This is a genomic window from Kitasatospora sp. NPDC028055 (assembly GCF_040637885.1).
In the GTDB taxonomy this organism is placed as follows: domain Bacteria; phylum Actinomycetota; class Actinomycetes; order Streptomycetales; family Streptomycetaceae; genus Kitasatospora.
This window is the reverse complement of record NZ_JBEZXE010000009.1, coordinates 122,680-140,412: the sequence shown is the minus strand read 5'-3', so window position 1 is coordinate 140,412 and position 17,733 is coordinate 122,680. Positions and strand designations below refer to the sequence as shown.

Below are 17,733 nucleotides of genomic sequence, written 5' to 3'. Positions count from 1 at the left end.
GAGCGGCGCTCAGGACCCGCCCGTCGGGCGGCCCAGGCGGTGCAGGACCAGCCAGGCCTGCACCGCCTGGGCCAGCAGCACGGCCGGCGGCACCGACCAGGGCAGCAGACCGGCCACGGACAGCGGGAACAGCACCAGGACGGTCACCACCAGGACGGGCAGGGTGCTGGACAGGGCGATGCGCAGCCGCGCCCGACGGGGGATCACGAGGCGGTCCCGCGGGCCAGGTCCAGGAAGGTGCGCAGGTCGGCCCAGGCGTCGGCCGGGGCGGCGGGGTCGCCGGACAGGGCGGCCGGGTCCTTGCGCCAGGCGGTGCGCACGGCGGCGGACAGCGTGGTGTCGCCGCCGCTGAACAGGCGGGAGAGCTCGTCGAGGCGGGCGGCGATGCGCCGCACCCGGGGGTCGGCCGCATCGGTGCCGGCGGCGCGCAGCGCCTCGGCCCGGCGGTAGAGCTGGGGCCACTCGACCTCCAGCAGGTAGTGGGCGGACGGGCCGAGGGCGGCGGCGTGGTCGGCGAGGGCGTGCAGCTGGTCCTCGTCGAGGTGGCGACGCAGGGCCTCGTCGGCGGCGGGCCGGGTGGCGCCGGTGGCCCGCACCAGGCGCAGCAGGTCCTCGGTGCCGGGCTCGCGTTCGGCGGCGAGCTCGCCGTCCAGGTGGTCCAGGCGCTCGCGCAGCTCCTGCAGCGCGGCCAGCGAGGCCTCGGTGGCGGCCAGGTGCTCGCGCACCAGGCGCCGCGCGTCCACGCCGGCGTCCAGGCAGGTGGCGATGGTCTCCAATCCCAGGCCCAGGCGGCGCAGGGCGAGGATCTGGTAGAGCCGCACGACGTCCCGCTCGGTGTAGGCGCGGTGGCCGGAGGCGGTGCGCCGGGAGGGGGAGAGCAGGCCGAGGTGGTCCCAGTGGTGGAGGGTGCGCACGGTCAGTCCGCTCGCCTCGGCGAGCGGGCCGACCTTCCAGGTCTGTTCGGAGGAGGGCATGGCACGAGCATCCCTCCTGACGTCGCGTGAGGTGCAAGCCCCCCGAGGGGTGCACCTCAGGTGGTGCGGGCGGGCGCCGGGTGGGCGGACGGCGGGTTGTCGGGCAGCGGGTAGTCGGGCAGTGGGTAGTCGGGCAGGGCGATGTCGCCGGCCTTGGCGAACTGGGCGGCCAGGACGGCGCGCAGCGGCCAGCGGCCCATCCAGCGCATCGAGGCGGCGCGCAGGCGGATCATCAGGGCGCTGTCGGGGGCGTAGCCGCCGACGCCGCCGGGCGGCAGCTCCTGGGCGCGGGTCACGTAGGGGCGCATCAGCTCCTCGTAGCGGGCGTAGGCGGCGGTGAAGTCACCGGCCGCGGCGGCGAGTTCACCGGCCAGCAGGTAGGCGCCGACCAGGGCGAGGCTGGTGCCCAGGCCGGTGAGCGGGCTGGGGCTGTAGCCGGCGTCGCCGAGCAGCGCGACGCGCCCGCGGCTGTAGCGCTCCAGGTGGATCTGGCCGAAGGAGTCGAAGGCGAAGTCGTCGGCGGCGGCCATCCCGGCGACCAGGCGCTCCACCTGCCAGCCGGCGCCGGCGAAGCGGTCGGCGACCAGGCGGCGCCGGGCGGCGTCGTCGCCGCGCTCGAGGGCGAGCGGGCCGCAGCGGAAGGCCAGGGAGGCCTTGACCTCCCCGGGCAGCCGGCCGGGCCGGGCGGTGGCGACCAGCCCGCCGGGGGCGTTGTACATCAGGAACCAGCGGTCCAACTCGCGGGCCAGCGCCGGGTCGTGGACGGTGAACCAGCAGTGGTGCCCGCCGAGCGGGCGGTAGTGCTCCGGCTCCGCGCCGAAGGCCAGGCGGCGCACCGCCGAGTGCAGCCCGTCGGCGCCGACGACCAGGTGGAAGCGGCGGGCGGGGGAGTTCTCGAACTCGACGGTGACGCCGTCGGCGTCCTCGGCCAGGGCGGTGACCGTGTCGCCGTACAGGTACTCGACGCCGTCGGTGGCCTGCCGGAGCAGCTCGGCGAGGTCGCCGCGCAGGATCTCCAGCTCGGAGACGATGCCCTCGCCCCCGAACAGCTCCACGGGCATCCGGGCGGTGTGCCGGCCGCGGGTGTCGACCAGGGCGATGCCGCGCTGCTCCACGCACAGCGCGCGGGCGCGCCCCATCAGGCCCATCCGCTCGATGACGGTGCGTCCGGCGCCGCGCAGGTCGACGGCCTGCCCGCCGGGGCGCGGGGCGGGGGCCCGCTCGACGACGGTGGGGTGGAAGCCGTGGCGGCGCAGCCAGTGGGCGAGGGCGGGGCCGGCGATGCCGGCGCCGGAGACGAGGATGTCGGTGTTCTCCATGCCAGCAACCGTACGCCGTACGCATGGTGCTCAACAAGCCGTGTTCTGCGGTGATTTGGGGCTACTGCACTAGTGCACCAGGGGTGCTTCGGGGTCGGTCCGGGGCTGGTCCGGGGGCGGTGCGGAGGGTGGTTCCCCGGCCGCTGGGGCGGGCCCGGCCCAGGCCGGTGGCCTCCGGGGGTGCCGGCCGGTGCACTAGTGCGCGCGGGGGTTGGGCCGACGGGGTCGGGGTCGGCTCGGGGGCACGTCAGGGGTGGGTGGGGGCCGGGGCCCGGTTCAGGACTTCGGCTCCGTGCCCACCAGGGTGTGCACCAGGTCCTCGCCCAGGGCCAGGCCGGTCGGCGACTCGTCCGGCAGGCCGTAGTCGCGGTACCAGTCGGCCGGGGCCTCCGGGTGCGGGCCGGTGACCGCCACCCGGCCCGAGCCGTACGGGGCGACCACGGCCGCGGCCCGGTCGTTGGTGTAGCGGGCCAGCACCCGCGCGTCCGGGCCCTCCACGTCGAAGTACGGGCCGTCCTGGAAGTACATCCGCCGCGGCTGCCCGCGCCAGGAGACGTCGACCAGGTGGTCCTGCTCGTCGGTGACGGTGGCGCCCCGGGAGTCGATGTACTGCCCGGAGTCGCCCGGCAGGAGGCCGTAGCCGGGGTCGTGGCCGGCCAGGTAGCCGCCCATGCACAGCCCCAGGTAGTGCCCGCCGCCGCGCACGTAGGCGCGCACCAGCTCCGGGGAGAAGCCCGGGTCACGCTGCAACAGGCGCCAGGCGGTGGACACCTCCTGCCCGTTGGTGCCGCCCGGCTGCACGTACAGCGCCGCGCCGGACAGCGCGTCCGGGCCGAAGCGGACCTCCTCCTCGGGCCCGATGTAGCGCACCGCGTAGCCGTCGTGCTCCAGCAGGTCGTGCGCCGCCTCCGGACAGCCCTCGCAGGCCGCCGGGCCCCGGTAGACCAGCGCCACCGGACGGCCGTCCGGATCCGGCGCCACCCCGCCGGTCGCGTCCGCACGCGGCGCCCGTGCGGCCAGGTCGGCGCTGTCCGGGCCGGCCCCGGAGGGGGGAGCCCCGCACGCCGACGCCGCCAGCACCACCGCCGCCAGCGCCAACGCCACCGCGCCCCGTCCCGCCCGTCCGGCCGCTCCGCCCCGTCCAGCCGCTCCAGCCCGTCCAGCCCTCATGACCTGCACTCCTGCCGCCCTCCCCGGGCCGTCACCGTCCGCCGCCACGACGCTACGGCCCACGCCCCCCGGCCCGCACACCAGCCCCCCTGACCGGGTGAACGGGGGGCTGGGGGTTGACCGGCCCCGGGGGGATCCGCAGGAGGCACGCGGTTGACGGCCCCGGGAGCCAGGAAGGCGCGGGAATCACGAAGGCGCGGGCGTCACGAAGGCTTGGCCGTCAGGAGGCCGCGGGTGTCAGGAGGCCGCGGCCGCCGCCAGCGGGGCCGGTGCCGGACGGGCCGGCGGGAAGCGCCGCAGCCGCACCAGCGCCAGCGCCAGCAGCAGGGCCAGCGCCCCGGCCGCACAGGCCAGCGCGAACGCCGCCAGGTGGCCGTACGCGCCGACCAGCGGCCCCGCCCCCGTCACCGCCAGGCCCTGCCCCGCGATCAGCCCGCTGCCCAGCAGCGTCATCGCCTCCGCCATCCGACCCGCCGGCGCGACCCGCTCCACCAGCCCGAACACCGCGATCAGCGCCGGCGCCACCGCGAACCCGACCGCCCCCACCGCCACCGCCGCACCCGCCACCCCGCCCACCGGCAGCAGCCCCAGCAGCAGCACCGCCTGCGCGGCCACCGCCGTGCGCAGCCGCGCGGTGAGGTCGAAACGCTCCGCGAACGAGGCCAGCACGACCCCGGCCGCCGCGCTGCTCACCCCCATCGCCGACCAGACCAGGCCGCCGACGCCCGCGTCGCCCCGGGCCAGGTACTGCACGCCGGTGTTGGCGGCGCCGAACACCACGCCCTGCAGCACCGTCACGGCGATCAGCACCAGCAGCGGCCCGGAGAGCACCCGCCCCGCCGCCACCGCGCGCGCCACCGCCGCCGGAGCCGTCGGGTGCAGCGCGAACACCGTGCCGAACAGCGCCATCAGCGCCGCCGCGCACACCAGGCCCGCCGCCGGGTGCACCGCCCAGGCCAGCACCCCGACCAGGGCGGGGCCGGCCACGAAACTCGTCTCGTCCACGACCGCGTCGAAGGCCAGTGCCGGGCCGACCAGTTGGTGGCCGTCCCGGCGCCCGCCCGCCAGCGCGATCCAGCGGGTGCGCGACAGCGGCCCGATCTGCGGCACGGTGAAGCCGGCCAGCGCCGCGCACCCGGCCTGCACCGCCGGCGCCAGGCCGGCGACCGAGGCCACCACCAGGGCGGCCGTCAGCAGCGCGTTGGCCAGTGACGCCGCCAGGATCACCGGACGGTGGCCGCGCCGGTCGGCCAGCCGGCCCAGCAGCGGCCCGCCCATCGCCTGCCCGCCCCACAGCAGGCCCGCCACCACCCCGCCGCGGCCCACCCCGTCCAGCGCGGTCACCATCAGCAGCGTCCCGGTCGGGCACAGCGCGGCGGGCAGCCGGGCGAGGAAGGACACCAGGGGCAGCCGCGGCCCGGCGAGTCGGACGACGCCGTGCACGGCGCTGCGAGCGGACAAGGGGCGCCCTTCCTCGGTGGTCGGCGCGGACGCCCCCACTACACCGGACGGCACGCGCGCTCGGCCATCGGCGGCGGCCACCAAGTGGCCCGCGCCGGGGGCGGGCCGGGGCTGGACGTTCCTCCGAGCCGGGCCCGCCGGGGGACCGGACCCCAGGGGGATCAGTCCTCCCGCAGCGCCCGCACCACCGCCGACAGGTCCCGGTCCGCGATCGACGGGTCCGCCAGCAGCGCCTGACGGGCCGCCGCCAGCAGCGGGCCGCCGCCCGCCAGGGCGAGGTCCTTGGCGGCCAGCCGCACCGGGAAGTCCGAGTCCGTGCTGCGCGCCCGGGCCACCACCCCCGCGAGCGGCCCGCCCGCCAGCACCTCCAGCGCCTGCTCCCGCGGCACGCCCAACTCGCCCGCCACCGACAGCACTTCGTCCAGGACGGCGACCGAGGTGACGATCGCGCCCATCACCACCACCTTCAACGCCGCCCCCGCCCCGGGGCCCCCGCAGCGCCGCACCCGGCCCAGGTGGGACAGCACGGGCTCGGCGCGCTCCAGGTCGGCGTCCTCGCCGCCCGCGTAGACGGTCAGCTCGCCGCGGGCGGCCGGGCCGACGCTGCCCAGCACCGGGGCGTCCACCAGGGCCACGCCGTCCGGCAGTCGCCCGCGCAGCCCGGCGACGGCGCGCGGGCCGATCGAGGACATGTCGATCCACAGGGTGCCGGGGGCCAGCGCGGCGGTGAAGCGTCCGGCGACCTCGGCGGCGGCCTGCGGGTCGGAGAGCATCGTGACCACGATGCCGGCCCCGGCCACGGCCTCGGCCGGGCTCGAAGCCTCGGTCAGGCCGTCGGCCCGGCCGGGCGTGCGGTTCCACACGGTCAACGGGTAGCCGGCGGCGGCCAGGCGACGGGCCATCGGCAGCCCCATCCGGCCCAGGCCCAGAAAGGCGATCTTTTCCATGGCCCCCACGCTAGGCACCCCCGAGCCAGGCGACAAACGAATGTCTCGCATGGTACCCATGCCCAATGGACATGGCTTGGCTGGACGTCTTCCGCACCGTCGCGCACCTGGGCTCCTTCACCGCCGCCGGCGAGCGCCTGGGCTTCACCCAGTCCGCGGTCTCCCGCCAGATCGCCACCCTGGAAACCGAGTTGGGCGCCCCGCTGTTCGACCGCCTGGCCCGCGGAGTCCGGCTGACCGAACACGGCCGCGCCCTGCTCCCGCACGCCGAGGCCCTGCTGGAACGCCTCGACACCACCCGCCGCGACCTCGTCGCCCTCACCGAACTCGACGCCGGACGCCTGCGGGTGGGCGCCTTCGACAGCGCCAACGCCGAACTCCTCCCCGCCGCCCTCGCCGCCTTCCGCACCGCCCACCCGCAGGTCGAGACCACCCTCACCGAAGGCCTCAGCGCCCACCTGCTGGAGCGCCTCGCCGACGCCACCATCGACCTCGCCGTGGTCGCCTCCTACGCCGAGAACCCCCAGGACGCCTACGACACCGACCAGTTCGACCTGCGCCCGCTGCTGCGCGACCCCGTCCTGGTCGCCCTCCCGCGCGGCCACCGGCTCGCCGGCCGGCGCCGCCTGCGACTGGCCGAACTCGCCGACGAACCCTGGATCGCCGCCCGCCGCGACCCCGGATCCACCCTGCTCGCCGCCTGCCTGCGCAGCGGCTTCCAGCCCCGCATCGAGTACGCCGTCGGCGCCTGGGCCGCCAAACTCGGCCTGGTCGCCGCGGGGTTGGGCCCCACCCTGATCCCCGCCCTGGCCGCCCGCGCCGCCCGCCCCGACATCGCCCTGGTCCCCCTCCACCCCCAGGACACCCCCGTGCGCCACGTGCGCACCGCCACCCTCCGGGGCCGCCGGGTGCCACCCGCCGTGACGGGCTTCCTCGGCTTCCTGCGCGAAGCGGCGCGCGCGGGCCGGCGCGACTGACGGCCCGCCGCCCCCGAACCGGCCCGCCGTCCCTGAACCGGCCGGCAGTCCCGAATCCGGCCGCAGGGAAACCGGGTTGAACGCGACGGGAGTGTGGGCGAGCATGCGGGGATGAGCGAGCGACCCGAGCGATGGACCCAGGCCACCGTCTACCCCGACATGTGGGCCGACCCGGCCGACGACCCGCGCAACAGCGAAGGCCCCTCCCCGGACGGCGAAGCCGCCACCATCGAGGACTACCTGACCAACTACCGCCACACCCTGCGGATGAAGTGCGAGGGCCTGGACGCCGAGCAGCTCGCCCGGCGCTCGGTGCCGCCCTCGACCATGTCGCTGCTCGGCCTGGTGCGCCACCTGGCCGAGGTGGAACGCCACTGGCACAACTGGATCCGCGAGGACGAGCCGCAGCCCAAGCTCTACGGCCCCCGCGACGCCGACTTCGACGGAGCGCTCCCCGACCCGGCCCTGGTCGAGGCCGCCTGGCGCGACCTGGAACGCGAACAGGCCGCCCTGGACGCCGCGTTGGCCGCCCACCCGGACCTCGGCGAGCGCCTCGGCAAGCAGCGGCTCTCGGTCCGGGAGCTCCAGGTGCACCGCATCGAGGAGTACGCCCGCCACTGCGGCCACGCCGACCTGCTGCGCGAGTGCGTGGACGGCCGCGTGGGCCAGTGACGGACCCGGCGGTCGGCGGACCCGACGGACGACGGACGGCGGTCGGCGGTCGGCGGGCTCGGGAGATCCTCGGGAGAGCCTCAGGAGAGCCCGGCGCGGTGGCGCTCGAACTCCTCCGGGGTGCGCACCCCCTCGTCCAGGACGGCCCGGTAGATCCCCCAACTGCGCACGCTGCGCCCGTACTCGGGGCGGTCGGCCCAGGCGTGCTTGATCCGCAGGATCGCGGTGCGGGCCTGCCGGGTGAGCCTCGGGGGCAGGTCGCGCAGGTGGGCGAGGTCGGGCTGGCGGTCGGGGTCGTCGACGAACCACAGGTCGAGGGTCCAGTCGTACCCGGCCGGGCAGCGGTGGTCCAGGCCCAGGTAGAGGCCGTCGGGGTAGGCGGCCGGGTCCTCGTTCCAGGCGCCGGTGTCGTTGCGCAGGCGCACCTGCCGTACCCGCTCGTGCAGTGCCAGACGCGCCCCGGCGGCGGCCACCCGCTCGTGGACGGAGGCGTCCAGGCGCGGGCACACCACGGTGACGTCCAGGTCCCGGCGCACCATCAGGCCCAGTGCCGAACTGCCCACCCGCACCGGGGTGCCGAGCGCGCCGAGCAGGGCGTCCAGGCCCAGGTCGGCGTGGACGGCGTCGGCCTCGGCCTGCAGGGCGCGCTGGCGGTCCAGGAGTTCGTCGTCGGTCGGCGCTGCGGTCGGCGGGTCGTTCGGTGCGGCGGTCGTCATCGGGTCAGTCTGGCACGGGCCCCGCGAACGGAATTGACCCATGGAAACGGTGCTCGATTGCCCCCTGATCGTGGGTCTTTCCGCTCCTAGCCTGGTCACATGACGACGACGAAGAAGAACACCGCCACCGCCACCGCCACCGCCACCGCCCCCGCCCCGGTCCTGGCCCGCCACGGCGAGGCCGAGACCTGCGCGGACCCGAGCGCCACCATGACCCTGCTCGCGGAAACGGCCCCGGGGGAGGGCGGCTTCACCGTCTACCGCTCCGCCTTCGCCCGGGGCGCGGTCGGGGCCCCGGCCCACTTCCACACCCGGGCCACGGAACTGTTCTTCGTGATCAGCGGCTCGCTGCGGGTGCTGGTCGGGGAGGAGGTCACCGTCCTGAACGCGGGCGACTTCCTGGCCGTGCCCCCGCACACCCCGCACGCCTTCGCCGCCGCCCCGGGCTCCGAGGCCGACGTGCTGTTCGTGTTCGCCCCCGGCATGGACCGCTTCGACTACCTGCGCCTGCTGGGGACGGTCATGCGCGGCGAGGCCGACCCGGGGGCGATCGCCGCCTCCGCCGAGCGCTTCGACAACCACTACGTGGACAGCCCCGCCTGGCGCGCCGCCCTGGCGGGCCGGGCCTGAGCGTTCGGCCCGGGGGCGACGGGGGCCCTTCGAAGGGGGCGGCGGGGGCCCTTCGACGGGCCGGGGCGGGCCGGGTGTGGAACGGTGGAAGGCCGGGGGCCCAGGGGGCCGGTTGCGAGAGGAGTCGCCATGTCGTCGAAGCGCCGCCGCAAGAAGAAGGCCCGGGCCAGGCGCGGGGCCAACCACGGCCGCCGGCCGCAGTGCTGAACGGCTCAACGGCAGAGCCGTACGGCCCCGCGTCCGACAACCGGACGCGGGGCCGTACGGTCACCGCGGGGCCGTACGGTCACCCCACGGAGTCGAGCGCGGCCGCCTTGCGCAGCAGCACCGCCCGCTCGCGGGTGTTGCGGCACAGCCGGGCGGCGAGTTCCAGCTCCGCCCGGGCCTCGGTGGTGCGCCCGAGGCGGGTCAGCAGTTCGCCGCGCACGCCCGGCAGCAGGTGGGAGCCGGCCAGGCGTCCGGAGACGGCCAGGTCGTCGACCAGGGCGAGCGCCGGTCCCGGCCCCTCGGCCATCGCGACGGCCACCGCCCGGTTGAGTTCGACCACCGGGGACGGCGCCACCCGGCCGAGCGCCTCGTAGAGCAGCACGATCCGTTCCCAGTCCGTGTCGGCCACCGACGGCGCCGCCGCGTGGCAGGCGGCGATCGCCGCCTGGAGGCCGTACGGGCCCAGGCCCCGGCCCAGGGCGGCGGCCCGGCCCAGGGCCGCCAGGCCGCGGCGGATCGCCGAGTGGTCCCAGCGGCGCCGGTCCTGGTCCTCCAGGAGCACCGCCTCCCCGTCCGGGCCGGTGCGGGCCGGGAAGCGCGAGGCGGTGAGCTCGAACAGGGCGAGCTGCCCGTGCACCTCGGGCTCCTCGGGCAGCAGGGCGGCCAGCGTCCGGGCCAGCCGCAGCGCCTCGTAGGCGAGGTCGGTGCGCAGCAGGTCGGTGCCGGCGGTGGCCGTGGAGCCCTCGGTGAAGACCACGTACAGGACGCTCAGGACGGCGCCCAGCCGTGCCCGCCGCTCCCGGGGCGGCGGCAGCTCGAAGGGGACGTGCGCGGCGGCGATGGTCTTCTTGGCGCGGGTGATGCGGGCCTGCACGGTGGGCACCGGCACCAGGAACGCCCGGGCGATCTCCTCGCTGGACAGGCCGCCCACCACCCGCAGGGTGAGCGCCACCCGGGCCTCGGGGGAGAGCACCGGGTGGCAGGCGGTGAACATCAGGGCGAGGACGTCGTCGTCGACCCGGTCGGGGTCGAACGGCAGCTCCGGCGCCGGTTCGGGCCCGGTCGCCGAGCCGGTGCTGAACTGGCCCTCGGCCAGGCCGCCGGCCAGCGCGGCGTAGCGCTCGTCCAGCGCCGAGGCGCGGCGAAAGGCGTCGATGGCCCGGCGCCGGGCGCAGGCCAGCAGCCAGCCCACCGGGTTGGCCGGGGCGCCGCCGCGCGCCCAGGAGACCAGGGCCTCGGCCAGTGCCTCCTGGGCGACGTCCTCGGCCAGCGCGAAGTCCCCGGTGTAGCGGGCGAGTGCGCCCACGATCCGGGCGGACTCGATCCGCCACACCGCCTCGACGGCCCGCCGGGCGGCCTCGGCGTCCGGCGGGCTGCCGGGGCCGTCGGTGGCTGCGGGCATCAGAGCTGGCCGGTGCGCTCGCGCCAGGCCCGCTCCTTGACGATCCACTCGTTGTCCTGCGGGAACTCCTCGATGCTCGGCACCCGGCGCACCTCGCACTTGGAGCCGGGGAGGGCCGGCATCCGCTTGGCCCACTCCACGGCCTCCTCCTTGGAGGCCACGTCGATCAGGTAGAAGCCGCCGAACAGTTCCTTGGTCTCCCCGTACGGGCCGTCGGTGACCACCGGCGTCTCCCCGCTGTAGTCGACCACCACGCCCTGCGACGGGTCGTCCAGCCCCTCGGCGGCCACCAGCACGCCCGCCCGGATCAGCTCCTCGTTGAAGCGCCCCACGGTCTCCAGCATCTCCTCGAAGGGCGTCTCCATCATCTTCGCCATGGACTCGTCCGTGCCCCGCATGATCAGCATGTACTTCGCCATCACAGACCTCCTTCGACGGGGGGCCGCCTTCCGGCCCCTTCCAACCCAAGGTCGAACGGCGCGCCCGTGGATCGACACGCTCGACGAAGACGGACGATATTCCCTCCCGCCGACAGCCCCCGGCCGCCCCGCCGCCCGGGGGAGCGCACAGCAACGGCGGCCCGGCCAGGTTCGCCCGGGCCGGGCCGCCGAACAGCACCCGCACGGCATCCGCCGGCTCTGCACAGGAAGTCGGCCCGGCCGACTTCCTACGCCGGGAAGTCCCCCGCGCGGACGGCGGCGATGAAGGCGCTCCAGGCGTCGGCGCTGAAGAGGAGCGAGGGCCCCTGCGGGTCCTTGGAGTCGCGGACGGGAAGCCCGCCCGGGCTATCCCTCGGCCGCCGCCTGCTCCAGGGCGGCGCCGAGGGCGGTGGCGGAGGCGGCGATGCGCTGCAACTCGGCGAGGTGGGCGGCCAGGGCGCGGCGGCCCTCGGGGGTCAGGCGCAGCCAGGTGCGGGGCCGCTTGCCGACGTAGCCGCGGCGCAGCCTGACGTAGGAGGCGGCCTCCAGGGTGGCGGCCACCTTGCTCAGCGCCGACTCCGAGATCCCGCAGCCCTCCCGTACGGCGCGGAACTCCGCCTCGGCGCAGCCGGACAGGAAGGCGACCACGGCGAGCCGGGTGGGCTGGTGGATCAGCTCGTCGAAGGCCGGTTCCGGCGGCGGCTCGGCGCTCACTCGGCGCCCGCCCCGGCCGCCCGCCTGCGGCGCAGCAGCAGGAAGTGGGTCAGGCCCCCGGCCAGGCCGAGGGTGAGCAGGAACCCGGGCAGGCCGAAGGGCAGGGCCAGCGCCCCGGCCGCGGCCAGCGGCAGCAGCTGGAGCGCGGCCGCGCGCAGCCCGGCGGCCCCGCGCGGCAGCGCCGCGACGATGCCCGGCCGGTGCTCGACCCGGTGGCTGACCACCACGTGGCCCACCAGCAGCAGCGCCGCCACCAGTTGCAGCAGCGCCGTCACGATCCACAGCCGCTCCGGCAGCAGGACGGACAGGCCGATCCCGGCGAAGCCCGCCCCGAACAGGCCCGCGGCCGTGGCCGGGTACCAGGCGGGCAGCGGGTTGGGCCGCCGGGCCGCCGCCCGGGCCCGCTGCGCGGTGCGCAAGGACGCGAGGGCGTCCTCGGGGGCGATGTCGTGAACGCTCACCTGATGCTCCAACTCCCCGGTCCCGGAAGGCTTCTGACAGCACCGGAGATCCTGGCATTTACTTTCCCGCCGGGCAAGTACTAGCGTGGCGGGCATGTGCAAGGGGGAGACAAGGACATGACCGCGACGACGACGCCGCAGGAGCGCGCGGCCGAGCGCTCCGGAGACGAACGGCCCGGGGGAGAACCGGCGATCCTGACGTCCGGACTGCGGATGCGCTACGGCAGCCGGGACGTCCTGGACGGCCTGGACCTCAGGGTGGAACGCTCCGAACTCTTCGCCCTGCTCGGCCCCAACGGCGCCGGCAAGAGCACCACCATCGAGATCCTGGAGGGCTACCGCCGCCGCTCCGCCGGCGAGGTCACCGTCCTCGGACAGGACCCGGCCCGCGACGACCCCGCCTGGCGCGCCCGGATCGGGATCGTCCTGCAGTCCAGCCGCGACCACGGCCGCTGGCGCGTCGGCGAACTGCTCGGCCACCTCGCCCGCTACTACCCCGACCCCTACGAGCCCGCCGAACTGCTGGCCCGGGTCGGCCTCACCGACCAGGCCGACCGCACCGCGGCCACCCTCTCCGGCGGACAGCGCCGCCGCCTCGACGTGGCCCTCGGCCTGGTCGGCCGCCCCGACCTGCTCTTCCTCGACGAACCCACCGCCGGCTTCGACCCCGAGGCCCGCCGCGACTTCCACGCCCTGCTGCGCGAACTGCGCGACGAACGCGCCACCACCATCCTGCTCACCACCCACGACCTCACCGAGGCCCAGCAACTGGCCGACCGCATCGGCATCCTGCAAGCCGGCCGCCTCACCGCCTGCGGCACCCTGGCCGAACTCGCCGAAGCCGCCCGGGCCGAGTCCGAGGTGCGCTGGAGCGAACCCGACGGCACCCCGCGCAGCCTGCGCACCGCCGACCCCTCGCAGACGGTCTGGGACCTGCACCAGCGGCTCGGCGGACCGATCCCCGACCTGGAGGTGCGCCGCCCCAGCCTGGAGGACACCTACCTCGGCATGGTCGCCGCCACCCCCTTGACCGACCCGGCGGAGGCCGCGTGAACCCCGTGAAGCCCGTGAACCCCTACGTCCTCGGCCTGCGCCGCGGCGCCGTCGAACTGCGCCAACTCCTGCGCAGCCGCAAGGACTTCTACTCCTACCTGACCACCCCGCTGGTCTTCCTCGCCGTCTCCTACTGGCGCTCCGGCTCCGACGGCCCCAGTGGCACCGACGGCTCCGGCGACGCCCTGACCCAGCTCAGCCTGGCCGGCGGCATCGCCTCCACCGTCTTCATGTTCGGACTGATGACCGTCCCCCAGTTCCTCTCCGGCGACCGGGAGGACGGCACCCTGCTGCGCCTGCGCGGCGTCCCCGGGGCGATGCCCGCCTACCTGGTCGCCAAGGCGCTCTTCGTCCTGGTGACCATGGGCGCCTCCATCCTCCTGCTGCTGGCCGGCGGCGCCCTGCTGCTGCACGCCGACCTGCCCGCCACCCCCGGACAGTGGCTCACCCTGGCCCTCACCCTGCTGCTGGGCACCGCCGCCGTCGTTCCGATGGGCGCCGCGATCGGCGCCCTGCTGCCGCCGGCCCGCGAGGCCCTCGCGCTGTACATGATGCCCATGCTCGGGCTGATGTTCATCTCCGGCGCCTTCGCCCCGCTGCGCAACCTGCCCACCGCCCTCCAGGCCGTCAGCTCGGTCTTCCCGCTGCGCTGGATCGCCCAGGGAGTGCGCTCCGCCCTGCTGCCCGACAGCGCCAAGGCCCTTGAGGTGTCCGGCAGTTGGCAGCACCCGCAGATCACCGGCGTGCTGCTGTGCTGGGCCCTCGCGGGCTTCCTGCTGGCCCCCGGCCTGCTGCGCCGGATGGCCCGTAAGGAGTCCGGCTCCGTGCTGTCCGAACGCGAGCGCAAGCGCCTGGCCAAGAGCGCCTACTGAGCCATGAGCGCCCACTGACCCCCTGGCCCCCTGGCCCCGAAGCAAGGAAGAAAGAGGTACCACCATGCTCGTCCCCCTGCCCGGCTCCCCGCAGCCGGCCGGCCTCGAACCGCTCAGGGCCGCCCTGCACGCCGCCCTGGACACCGCCGACCAGGTCGAACAGCCGGGCCTGCGCCGGGCCCTGCGGATCGTCGAGGACTTCGTCCCGCCCGCCGCCCCGACCCCGGTGGACTGGGCCCGCAGCGTCCTGGCACACGCCGGGATCGACCCCCGTACGGCCGAGGTCAAGGCCGTACGGGAACTGCGCCGCGCCCACCCCGGCCTCAGCCTCAGGGACGCGGTCGCACTGGTACGGCTGGTCGTCGGGCAGTCCGGCTGACGGCCGGCGGCCGCTGTTACGGCTGCGGCGCGAGGTAGCCGCCCACGAAGGCGTCCAGGTCCGCCAGGGCCGCGGCCAGGTCGGCGCGGGTGAGCTGCCCGGCGGCGGCCCCGGTGGCCAGCAGGTGGCCCAGCGCGGCCCGGCAGGTCGCGACGGGCGAGGCGGACGCCGGGACGGCGCAGCTGACCTCCTGGGCGGGCCCGCCGGGCGACTGGAAGGTGACCAGGGCGACCGTACGGTTCGGCCCGCCGGCGGCCGGAAGGTTGGGCTCGGTGGCGTTCGCCGGGACGCCGACGGCCGCCAGCAGCAGGCCCGGGGCCCGGGTGGGGAGCGGGTGCACCAGGGTCGCGGGCGAGCGCTGCGGGGCGTTGCAGGCGGCGGGGGCGGCCCCGGCCGCGGGGAGCAGCCCGCAGGCCAGGTCGATCTCGGTCTGCGCGCCGCCGCTGACGAACACGGCCTGCACCACCGCGTCGAAGCGGGTGCCGGCCGGGTCGGCGGCCGGGGCGCCGGGGTGGACGTAGGCCTGCTGGCCGCCGTCCCCGGCGAAGAACACCGCGTCGCAGGTCCAGCCCGCGGGCGCGACCAGGAAGTGCACCTCACCGGGGTAGCGGGCGCCGTACACCGCCGCCGTCCCCGGCACGTCCACCCCGTCCGGCACCGGCACCGAGGCTGGTACGGCCCCCGGCGGCGGCCCCGGCGCACCGGCCCGCACCGGACAGGCCCGCACCGGCGCACTCCCGGCGGCGGAGGCCACCCCCGCCCCGGGCACCACCGCCGCGCCCGCGGCCAGCAGCACCGCCGCCGCCAGCACCCTCACCCGACGCCCATCGGACGCGCCACCCATGCCCCACCTCCAGCCACCCAGCGGAGACCCCGGGACACGACGGACCGGCCGCCGCACTCCTCCCACCTTAGAACCGCCCCCCGAGCCCCCGCGCGCCCGGACTGCACGAGGATCCCGTGAGGAGCGGGGTCCTGCACGGGCAGCTGCACGACCCCGGCGGCGTCGAGGCGGACGACGGGGTGGGGCGGGCCTGCCGGGGGCGTTGTTGGTGCGTACCCCTACGGTGGGCGCATGATCGACTCCCAGCTGCTCCGCGACCTGCGCCGACGCTTCCCCGACCGCAGCGCCGAAGGCCGTACGGCGCCACTGCTGCCGGGGCGTCAGGTGGTGCCGTCGCTGTGGGTGAGCGACGGGCCGGCGCCGCAGGGCGCGTGGGAGCGGCTGCGCCGGGAGCACGCGCGCTCGGGGCTGTGGCCGCTGCTGCTGGCGCCCGGCAACGACGTCCCGCACCTGGAGGCGCGGGACCTGGGACTCGAACCCGGCGAACCGGGGGAGCCGGGCGGGTCGGGGGAGCCGGGCGGGCCGGGGGAGTTCCGGGCGGACCGGTACGACGTGGCGGCCCTGCTGCGCGAGTGGTGGGAGAAGTCGCTGCTGTGGTGCCCGAGCGGCGACCCGCAGGACCGGGCCGACCTGCTGGAGGCGCTGGCCCCCTACGGCGACACCTGGCCCGGCCCCGCCCCTGCCCTGGTGCCGCAGCGCGACCCGCAGGAGTGCGCCGACCGCCTGGCCCGCCAACTGCTGCGCGCCCGGCCCTCGTTGCGGATCGGTCTGGTCCGCGCGGACGGCGGCGCCCAGGCGCTGGCCGCCTGCGGCTGGAACGGCACCAACGGCCACGGCGACAGCGGTGAGATCGCCGCCGTACTGCACGGCTGGCAGCAGCGCTTCGGCGCCCGCCTGGTCGAAGTGGGCGCCGCCTCCGTGGAGTTGAGCGTCGCGGCGCCGCCGACGAGCCGGGCGGAGGCGCTGCTGGTGGCGGCCGAGCACGCCGCGTTCTGCCCGGACAACGTCCTCGGGGCCGAGGAGGGCCTGGCCGGCTACGCCGAGGACCTGGTCGACGCCGCCCACTGGGGCTTCTGGTGGGACTGACGTACGGGCCGGGCCGACGCGGTGTCGTACGGTCAGCCCGCCCGCCCGGCGCGTAGGCCGTCCAGCAACTGCCGTACGTGGTCGGCGGCCTGGGCGGGTTCCAGTGGCTGGTGGCCGACCATCAGCCGGTACCAGAAGAGGCCGAAGAGCCGGTCGGTGGCCGCCTCCAGGTCGGCGGCGGGCGGGAGTTCGCCGCGCTGGACGCCGCGCGCGAGCAGGGTGAGCACGACGTCGCGGCGACTCTGCACCCACTGGCGGAAGGCTTCGGCGAAGGCGGGGTCGAGCTGGGCCTCGGCCATCAGGCCGCGCAGGGTGCGCACCCGCAGGGGGTGGGAGGCGACGCCGTACAGGGCGGTGGTGAAGGCGGTCAGGTCGCCGGCCAGGGTGCCGGTGTCGGGTTCGGGCACCCGCTGTTCGACGGCGGTGCGGTAGGCGTCCAGCACCAGTGGCGCCTTGGACTTCCACCATCGGTAGATGGTGCTCTTGGCGACGTCGGCGCGGGCGGCGACCCGTTCGACGGTGACGGCCTGGTAGCCGAGTTCCTCGACGAGTTCGACGGCGGCGGCCAGGACCGCGTCGTGGGCGTCCTGGCTGCGGATGCGGCCGCCGGTGCGACGGCCGGGGGTTTCTGCGGTTGGCACCCCGTCACCGTAGCAGCGTGCTACCGTTCAATCGAAACGCGACGGAGCGTTTCGATTGAGGGTCGAAGGATCCGGAAGGGTCCGAAGGATTCAAGGGGAGTGGATCGCACATGAGCGAGATCGTGGTGTCGCACGGCCTGGGCGCGAGCGACGACAGTGTCTGGTTCCCGTACCTGGCCGAGCGGTTGGAGGCCGCCGGGCACCGGGTCACCGTGCCGCGCCTGCCCGAGGCCGCCGCCCCGCAGCGGGAGGCCTGGCGCGCGGTCTACGGCGAGGCGGTCCGGGCGGCGGGGCCGGCCGGGTCGACCGTGTTGGTCGGGCACAGCATCGGCGCGGTCAACGTGCTGCGCTTCCTGGAGGGCCACGACCCGGAGGCCGACGGGGTGTACGCCGGGGTGGTGCTGGTGGCCGCCTCGGCGCACGAGGTGGGCTACGAGCTGCTCGCGGGGTTCTTCGAGGGCGGCTTCGACTGGGAGCGGATCCGGCGTACGGCGCGCGGCTTCCGGGTTCTGCAGGCCATGGACGATCCGGTGAACCAGCCCGACCCCGCCGAGCACGTGGGGCTGTTCGTCCGGGGCCTGGGTGCCACCGCCGTGGTGACCGCGACCGGCGGGCACTTCGGCGCCGCCCCGGACGACCACGTCGAGGTGCCGGAGGCCGTGCGACTGGTCACCGAACTGCTCGACGCCTGACGGCGGCCCACGGCGGCTCACGGCGGCTCACGGCGGCTCACGGCGGGGCCGTCACCGCCGGCCCGTCACCGCCGGTCCGTCACCGCGTGGCCGTCAC

General features: G+C 76.3%; 21 protein-coding genes and 1 pseudogene. 8 read left to right on the top strand and 14 right to left on the bottom strand.

The features are described from left to right. Nucleotides 1–9: 9 nt before the first annotated feature. From AB0F71_RS13435 to AB0F71_RS13410, 6 genes are all read right to left on the bottom strand, one after another. Nucleotides 10–207, bottom strand: a complete 198-nt coding sequence (locus tag AB0F71_RS13435) for a hypothetical protein (RefSeq protein ID WP_360232211.1) — start codon at nt 205–207, stop codon at nt 10–12. Beyond that, entirely contained in the window at nt 204–974 is a 771-nt protein-coding gene (locus tag AB0F71_RS13430; RefSeq protein ID WP_360232208.1) for a MerR family transcriptional regulator, read from the bottom strand. Before AB0F71_RS13430 ends, AB0F71_RS13435 begins: the two co-directional genes overlap by 4 nt. Nucleotides 975–1,030: 56 nt before the next feature. Continuing rightward, complete coding sequence (locus tag AB0F71_RS13425) at nt 1,031–2,293, bottom strand: FAD-dependent monooxygenase (protein WP_360232205.1); 1,263 nt, start codon at nt 2,291–2,293, stop codon at nt 1,031–1,033. Between the two features lie 276 nt (nt 2,294–2,569). Beyond that, nucleotides 2,570–3,397 (bottom strand): BPL-N domain-containing protein, encoded by an 828-nt coding sequence (locus AB0F71_RS13420; RefSeq protein WP_360232202.1) that lies wholly within the window; start codon nt 3,395–3,397, stop codon nt 2,570–2,572. 303 nt (nt 3,398–3,700) lie between these two features. Further along, the gene (locus tag AB0F71_RS13415; protein WP_360232199.1) at nt 3,701–4,924 is read right to left on the bottom strand and encodes an MFS transporter; all 1,224 of its coding nucleotides are present in this window, start codon (nt 4,922–4,924) and stop codon (nt 3,701–3,703) included. 161 nt (nt 4,925–5,085) lie between these two features. Then, nucleotides 5,086–5,871 carry an NAD(P)-dependent oxidoreductase gene (locus AB0F71_RS13410; RefSeq protein WP_360232196.1) on the bottom strand — a complete coding sequence of 262 codons (786 nt, stop codon included), beginning with the start codon at nt 5,869–5,871 and terminating at the stop codon, nt 5,086–5,088. A gap of 65 nt (nt 5,872–5,936) precedes the next feature. On the opposite strand from AB0F71_RS13410, the gene AB0F71_RS13405 reads away from it, so the two are divergent. Beyond that, nucleotides 5,937–6,848, top strand: a complete 912-nt coding sequence (locus tag AB0F71_RS13405) for a LysR family transcriptional regulator (RefSeq protein WP_360232194.1) — start codon at nt 5,937–5,939, stop codon at nt 6,846–6,848. 111 nt (nt 6,849–6,959) lie between these two features. After that, nucleotides 6,960–7,520 carry a DinB family protein gene (locus AB0F71_RS13400; protein ID WP_360232191.1) on the top strand — a complete coding sequence of 187 codons (561 nt, stop codon included), beginning with the start codon at nt 6,960–6,962 and terminating at the stop codon, nt 7,518–7,520. A gap of 80 nt (nt 7,521–7,600) precedes the next feature. On the opposite strand, the gene AB0F71_RS13395 is transcribed toward AB0F71_RS13400, so the two are convergent. Continuing rightward, nucleotides 7,601–8,236, bottom strand: coding sequence for a hypothetical protein (locus AB0F71_RS13395; RefSeq protein WP_360232188.1), 636 nt, complete (start codon nt 8,234–8,236; stop codon nt 7,601–7,603). A 99-nt stretch (nt 8,237–8,335) separates the two neighbouring features. Here AB0F71_RS13395 and AB0F71_RS13390 point away from each other — a divergent pair, with 99 nt between their 5' ends. Continuing rightward, a complete protein-coding gene (locus AB0F71_RS13390; protein WP_360232186.1) occupies nt 8,336–8,866 on the top strand; it encodes a cupin domain-containing protein in 531 nt (176 codons plus the stop codon). A gap of 286 nt (nt 8,867–9,152) precedes the next feature. Here the strand turns inward: AB0F71_RS13390 and AB0F71_RS13385 are convergent, their stop codons facing one another. From AB0F71_RS13385 to AB0F71_RS13365, 5 genes and pseudogenes are all read right to left on the bottom strand, one after another. Further along, on the bottom strand, nt 9,153–10,475 hold the full coding sequence (locus AB0F71_RS13385; RefSeq protein ID WP_360232183.1) for a DUF6596 domain-containing protein: 1,323 nt from the start codon (nt 10,473–10,475) through the stop codon (nt 9,153–9,155). Then, nucleotides 10,475–10,894: a YciI family protein gene (locus AB0F71_RS13380; protein ID WP_360232180.1), complete on the bottom strand. Its 420-nt coding sequence runs from the start codon at nt 10,892–10,894 to the stop codon at nt 10,475–10,477. Before AB0F71_RS13380 ends, AB0F71_RS13385 begins: the two co-directional genes overlap by 1 nt. Nucleotides 10,895–11,142: 248 nt before the next feature. Next, nucleotides 11,143–11,238, bottom strand: a pseudogene (locus tag AB0F71_RS13375) (DUF397 domain-containing protein); the annotation flags it as partial. 22 nt (nt 11,239–11,260) lie between these two features. Then, on the bottom strand, nt 11,261–11,608 hold the full coding sequence (locus AB0F71_RS13370) for a transcriptional regulator (RefSeq protein ID WP_360232177.1): 348 nt from the start codon (nt 11,606–11,608) through the stop codon (nt 11,261–11,263). Continuing rightward, nucleotides 11,605–12,069, bottom strand: a complete 465-nt coding sequence (locus tag AB0F71_RS13365; protein WP_360232174.1) for a hypothetical protein — start codon at nt 12,067–12,069, stop codon at nt 11,605–11,607. The genes AB0F71_RS13370 and AB0F71_RS13365 overlap by 4 nt, the downstream gene beginning before the upstream one ends. Nucleotides 12,070–12,282: 213 nt before the next feature. Between AB0F71_RS13365 and AB0F71_RS13360 the strand changes: the two genes are divergently transcribed. The 3 genes from AB0F71_RS13360 (at nt 12,283) to AB0F71_RS13350 (ending at nt 14,373) form a co-directional block, all read left to right on the top strand. Beyond that, complete coding sequence (locus AB0F71_RS13360; RefSeq protein ID WP_360232386.1) at nt 12,283–13,122, top strand: ABC transporter ATP-binding protein; 840 nt, start codon at nt 12,283–12,285, stop codon at nt 13,120–13,122. Further along, a complete protein-coding gene (locus AB0F71_RS13355; protein WP_360232171.1) occupies nt 13,119–13,994 on the top strand; it encodes an ABC transporter permease in 876 nt (291 codons plus the stop codon). The genes AB0F71_RS13360 and AB0F71_RS13355 overlap by 4 nt, the downstream gene beginning before the upstream one ends. Before the next feature lie 64 nt (nt 13,995–14,058). Beyond that, complete coding sequence (locus AB0F71_RS13350) at nt 14,059–14,373, top strand: hypothetical protein (protein WP_360232168.1); 315 nt, start codon at nt 14,059–14,061, stop codon at nt 14,371–14,373. 16 nt (nt 14,374–14,389) lie between these two features. Here the strand turns inward: AB0F71_RS13350 and AB0F71_RS13345 are convergent, their stop codons facing one another. Further along, nucleotides 14,390–15,217 carry a hypothetical protein gene (locus AB0F71_RS13345; RefSeq protein WP_360232165.1) on the bottom strand — a complete coding sequence of 276 codons (828 nt, stop codon included), beginning with the start codon at nt 15,215–15,217 and terminating at the stop codon, nt 14,390–14,392. A 231-nt stretch (nt 15,218–15,448) separates the two neighbouring features. Here AB0F71_RS13345 and AB0F71_RS13340 point away from each other — a divergent pair, with 231 nt between their 5' ends. Then, nucleotides 15,449–16,303: a DUF4253 domain-containing protein gene (locus tag AB0F71_RS13340; RefSeq protein ID WP_360232162.1), complete on the top strand. Its 855-nt coding sequence runs from the start codon at nt 15,449–15,451 to the stop codon at nt 16,301–16,303. Nucleotides 16,304–16,335: 32 nt separating this feature from the next. Here the strand turns inward: AB0F71_RS13340 and AB0F71_RS13335 are convergent, their stop codons facing one another. Further along, nucleotides 16,336–16,944, bottom strand: coding sequence for a TetR/AcrR family transcriptional regulator (locus AB0F71_RS13335; RefSeq protein ID WP_360232159.1), 609 nt, complete (start codon nt 16,942–16,944; stop codon nt 16,336–16,338). 110 nt (nt 16,945–17,054) lie between these two features. On the opposite strand from AB0F71_RS13335, the gene AB0F71_RS13330 reads away from it, so the two are divergent. Further along, nucleotides 17,055–17,636, top strand: a complete 582-nt coding sequence (locus AB0F71_RS13330) for an alpha/beta hydrolase (RefSeq protein ID WP_360232156.1) — start codon at nt 17,055–17,057, stop codon at nt 17,634–17,636. The last annotated feature ends 97 nt before the right edge of the window (nt 17,637–17,733 follow it).

Coding starts and splice junctions, on each gene's coding strand:
- AB0F71_RS13400 (WP_360232191.1), top strand. CDS start 6,960: ATGAGCGAGCGACCCGAGCGATGGACCCAGGCCACCGTCTACCCCGAC.
- AB0F71_RS13390 (WP_360232186.1), top strand. CDS start 8,336: ATGACGACGACGAAGAAGAACACCGCCACCGCCACCGCCACCGCCACC.
- AB0F71_RS13380 (WP_360232180.1), bottom strand. CDS start 10,894: ATGGCGAAGTACATGCTGATCATGCGGGGCACGGACGAGTCCATGGCG.
- AB0F71_RS13395 (WP_360232188.1), bottom strand. CDS start 8,236: ATGACGACCGCCGCACCGAACGACCCGCCGACCGCAGCGCCGACCGAC.
- AB0F71_RS13350 (WP_360232168.1), top strand. CDS start 14,059: ATGCTCGTCCCCCTGCCCGGCTCCCCGCAGCCGGCCGGCCTCGAACCG.
- AB0F71_RS13340 (WP_360232162.1), top strand. CDS start 15,449: ATGATCGACTCCCAGCTGCTCCGCGACCTGCGCCGACGCTTCCCCGAC.
- AB0F71_RS13430 (WP_360232208.1), bottom strand. CDS start 974: ATGCCCTCCTCCGAACAGACCTGGAAGGTCGGCCCGCTCGCCGAGGCG.
- AB0F71_RS13385 (WP_360232183.1), bottom strand. CDS start 10,475: ATGCCCGCAGCCACCGACGGCCCCGGCAGCCCGCCGGACGCCGAGGCC.
- AB0F71_RS13405 (WP_360232194.1), top strand. CDS start 5,937: ATGGACATGGCTTGGCTGGACGTCTTCCGCACCGTCGCGCACCTGGGC.
- AB0F71_RS13360 (WP_360232386.1), top strand. CDS start 12,283: ATGCGCTACGGCAGCCGGGACGTCCTGGACGGCCTGGACCTCAGGGTG.
- AB0F71_RS13330 (WP_360232156.1), top strand. CDS start 17,055: ATGAGCGAGATCGTGGTGTCGCACGGCCTGGGCGCGAGCGACGACAGT.
- AB0F71_RS13425 (WP_360232205.1), bottom strand. CDS start 2,293: ATGGAGAACACCGACATCCTCGTCTCCGGCGCCGGCATCGCCGGCCCC.
- AB0F71_RS13345 (WP_360232165.1), bottom strand. CDS start 15,217: ATGGGTGGCGCGTCCGATGGGCGTCGGGTGAGGGTGCTGGCGGCGGCG.
- AB0F71_RS13410 (WP_360232196.1), bottom strand. CDS start 5,871: ATGGAAAAGATCGCCTTTCTGGGCCTGGGCCGGATGGGGCTGCCGATG.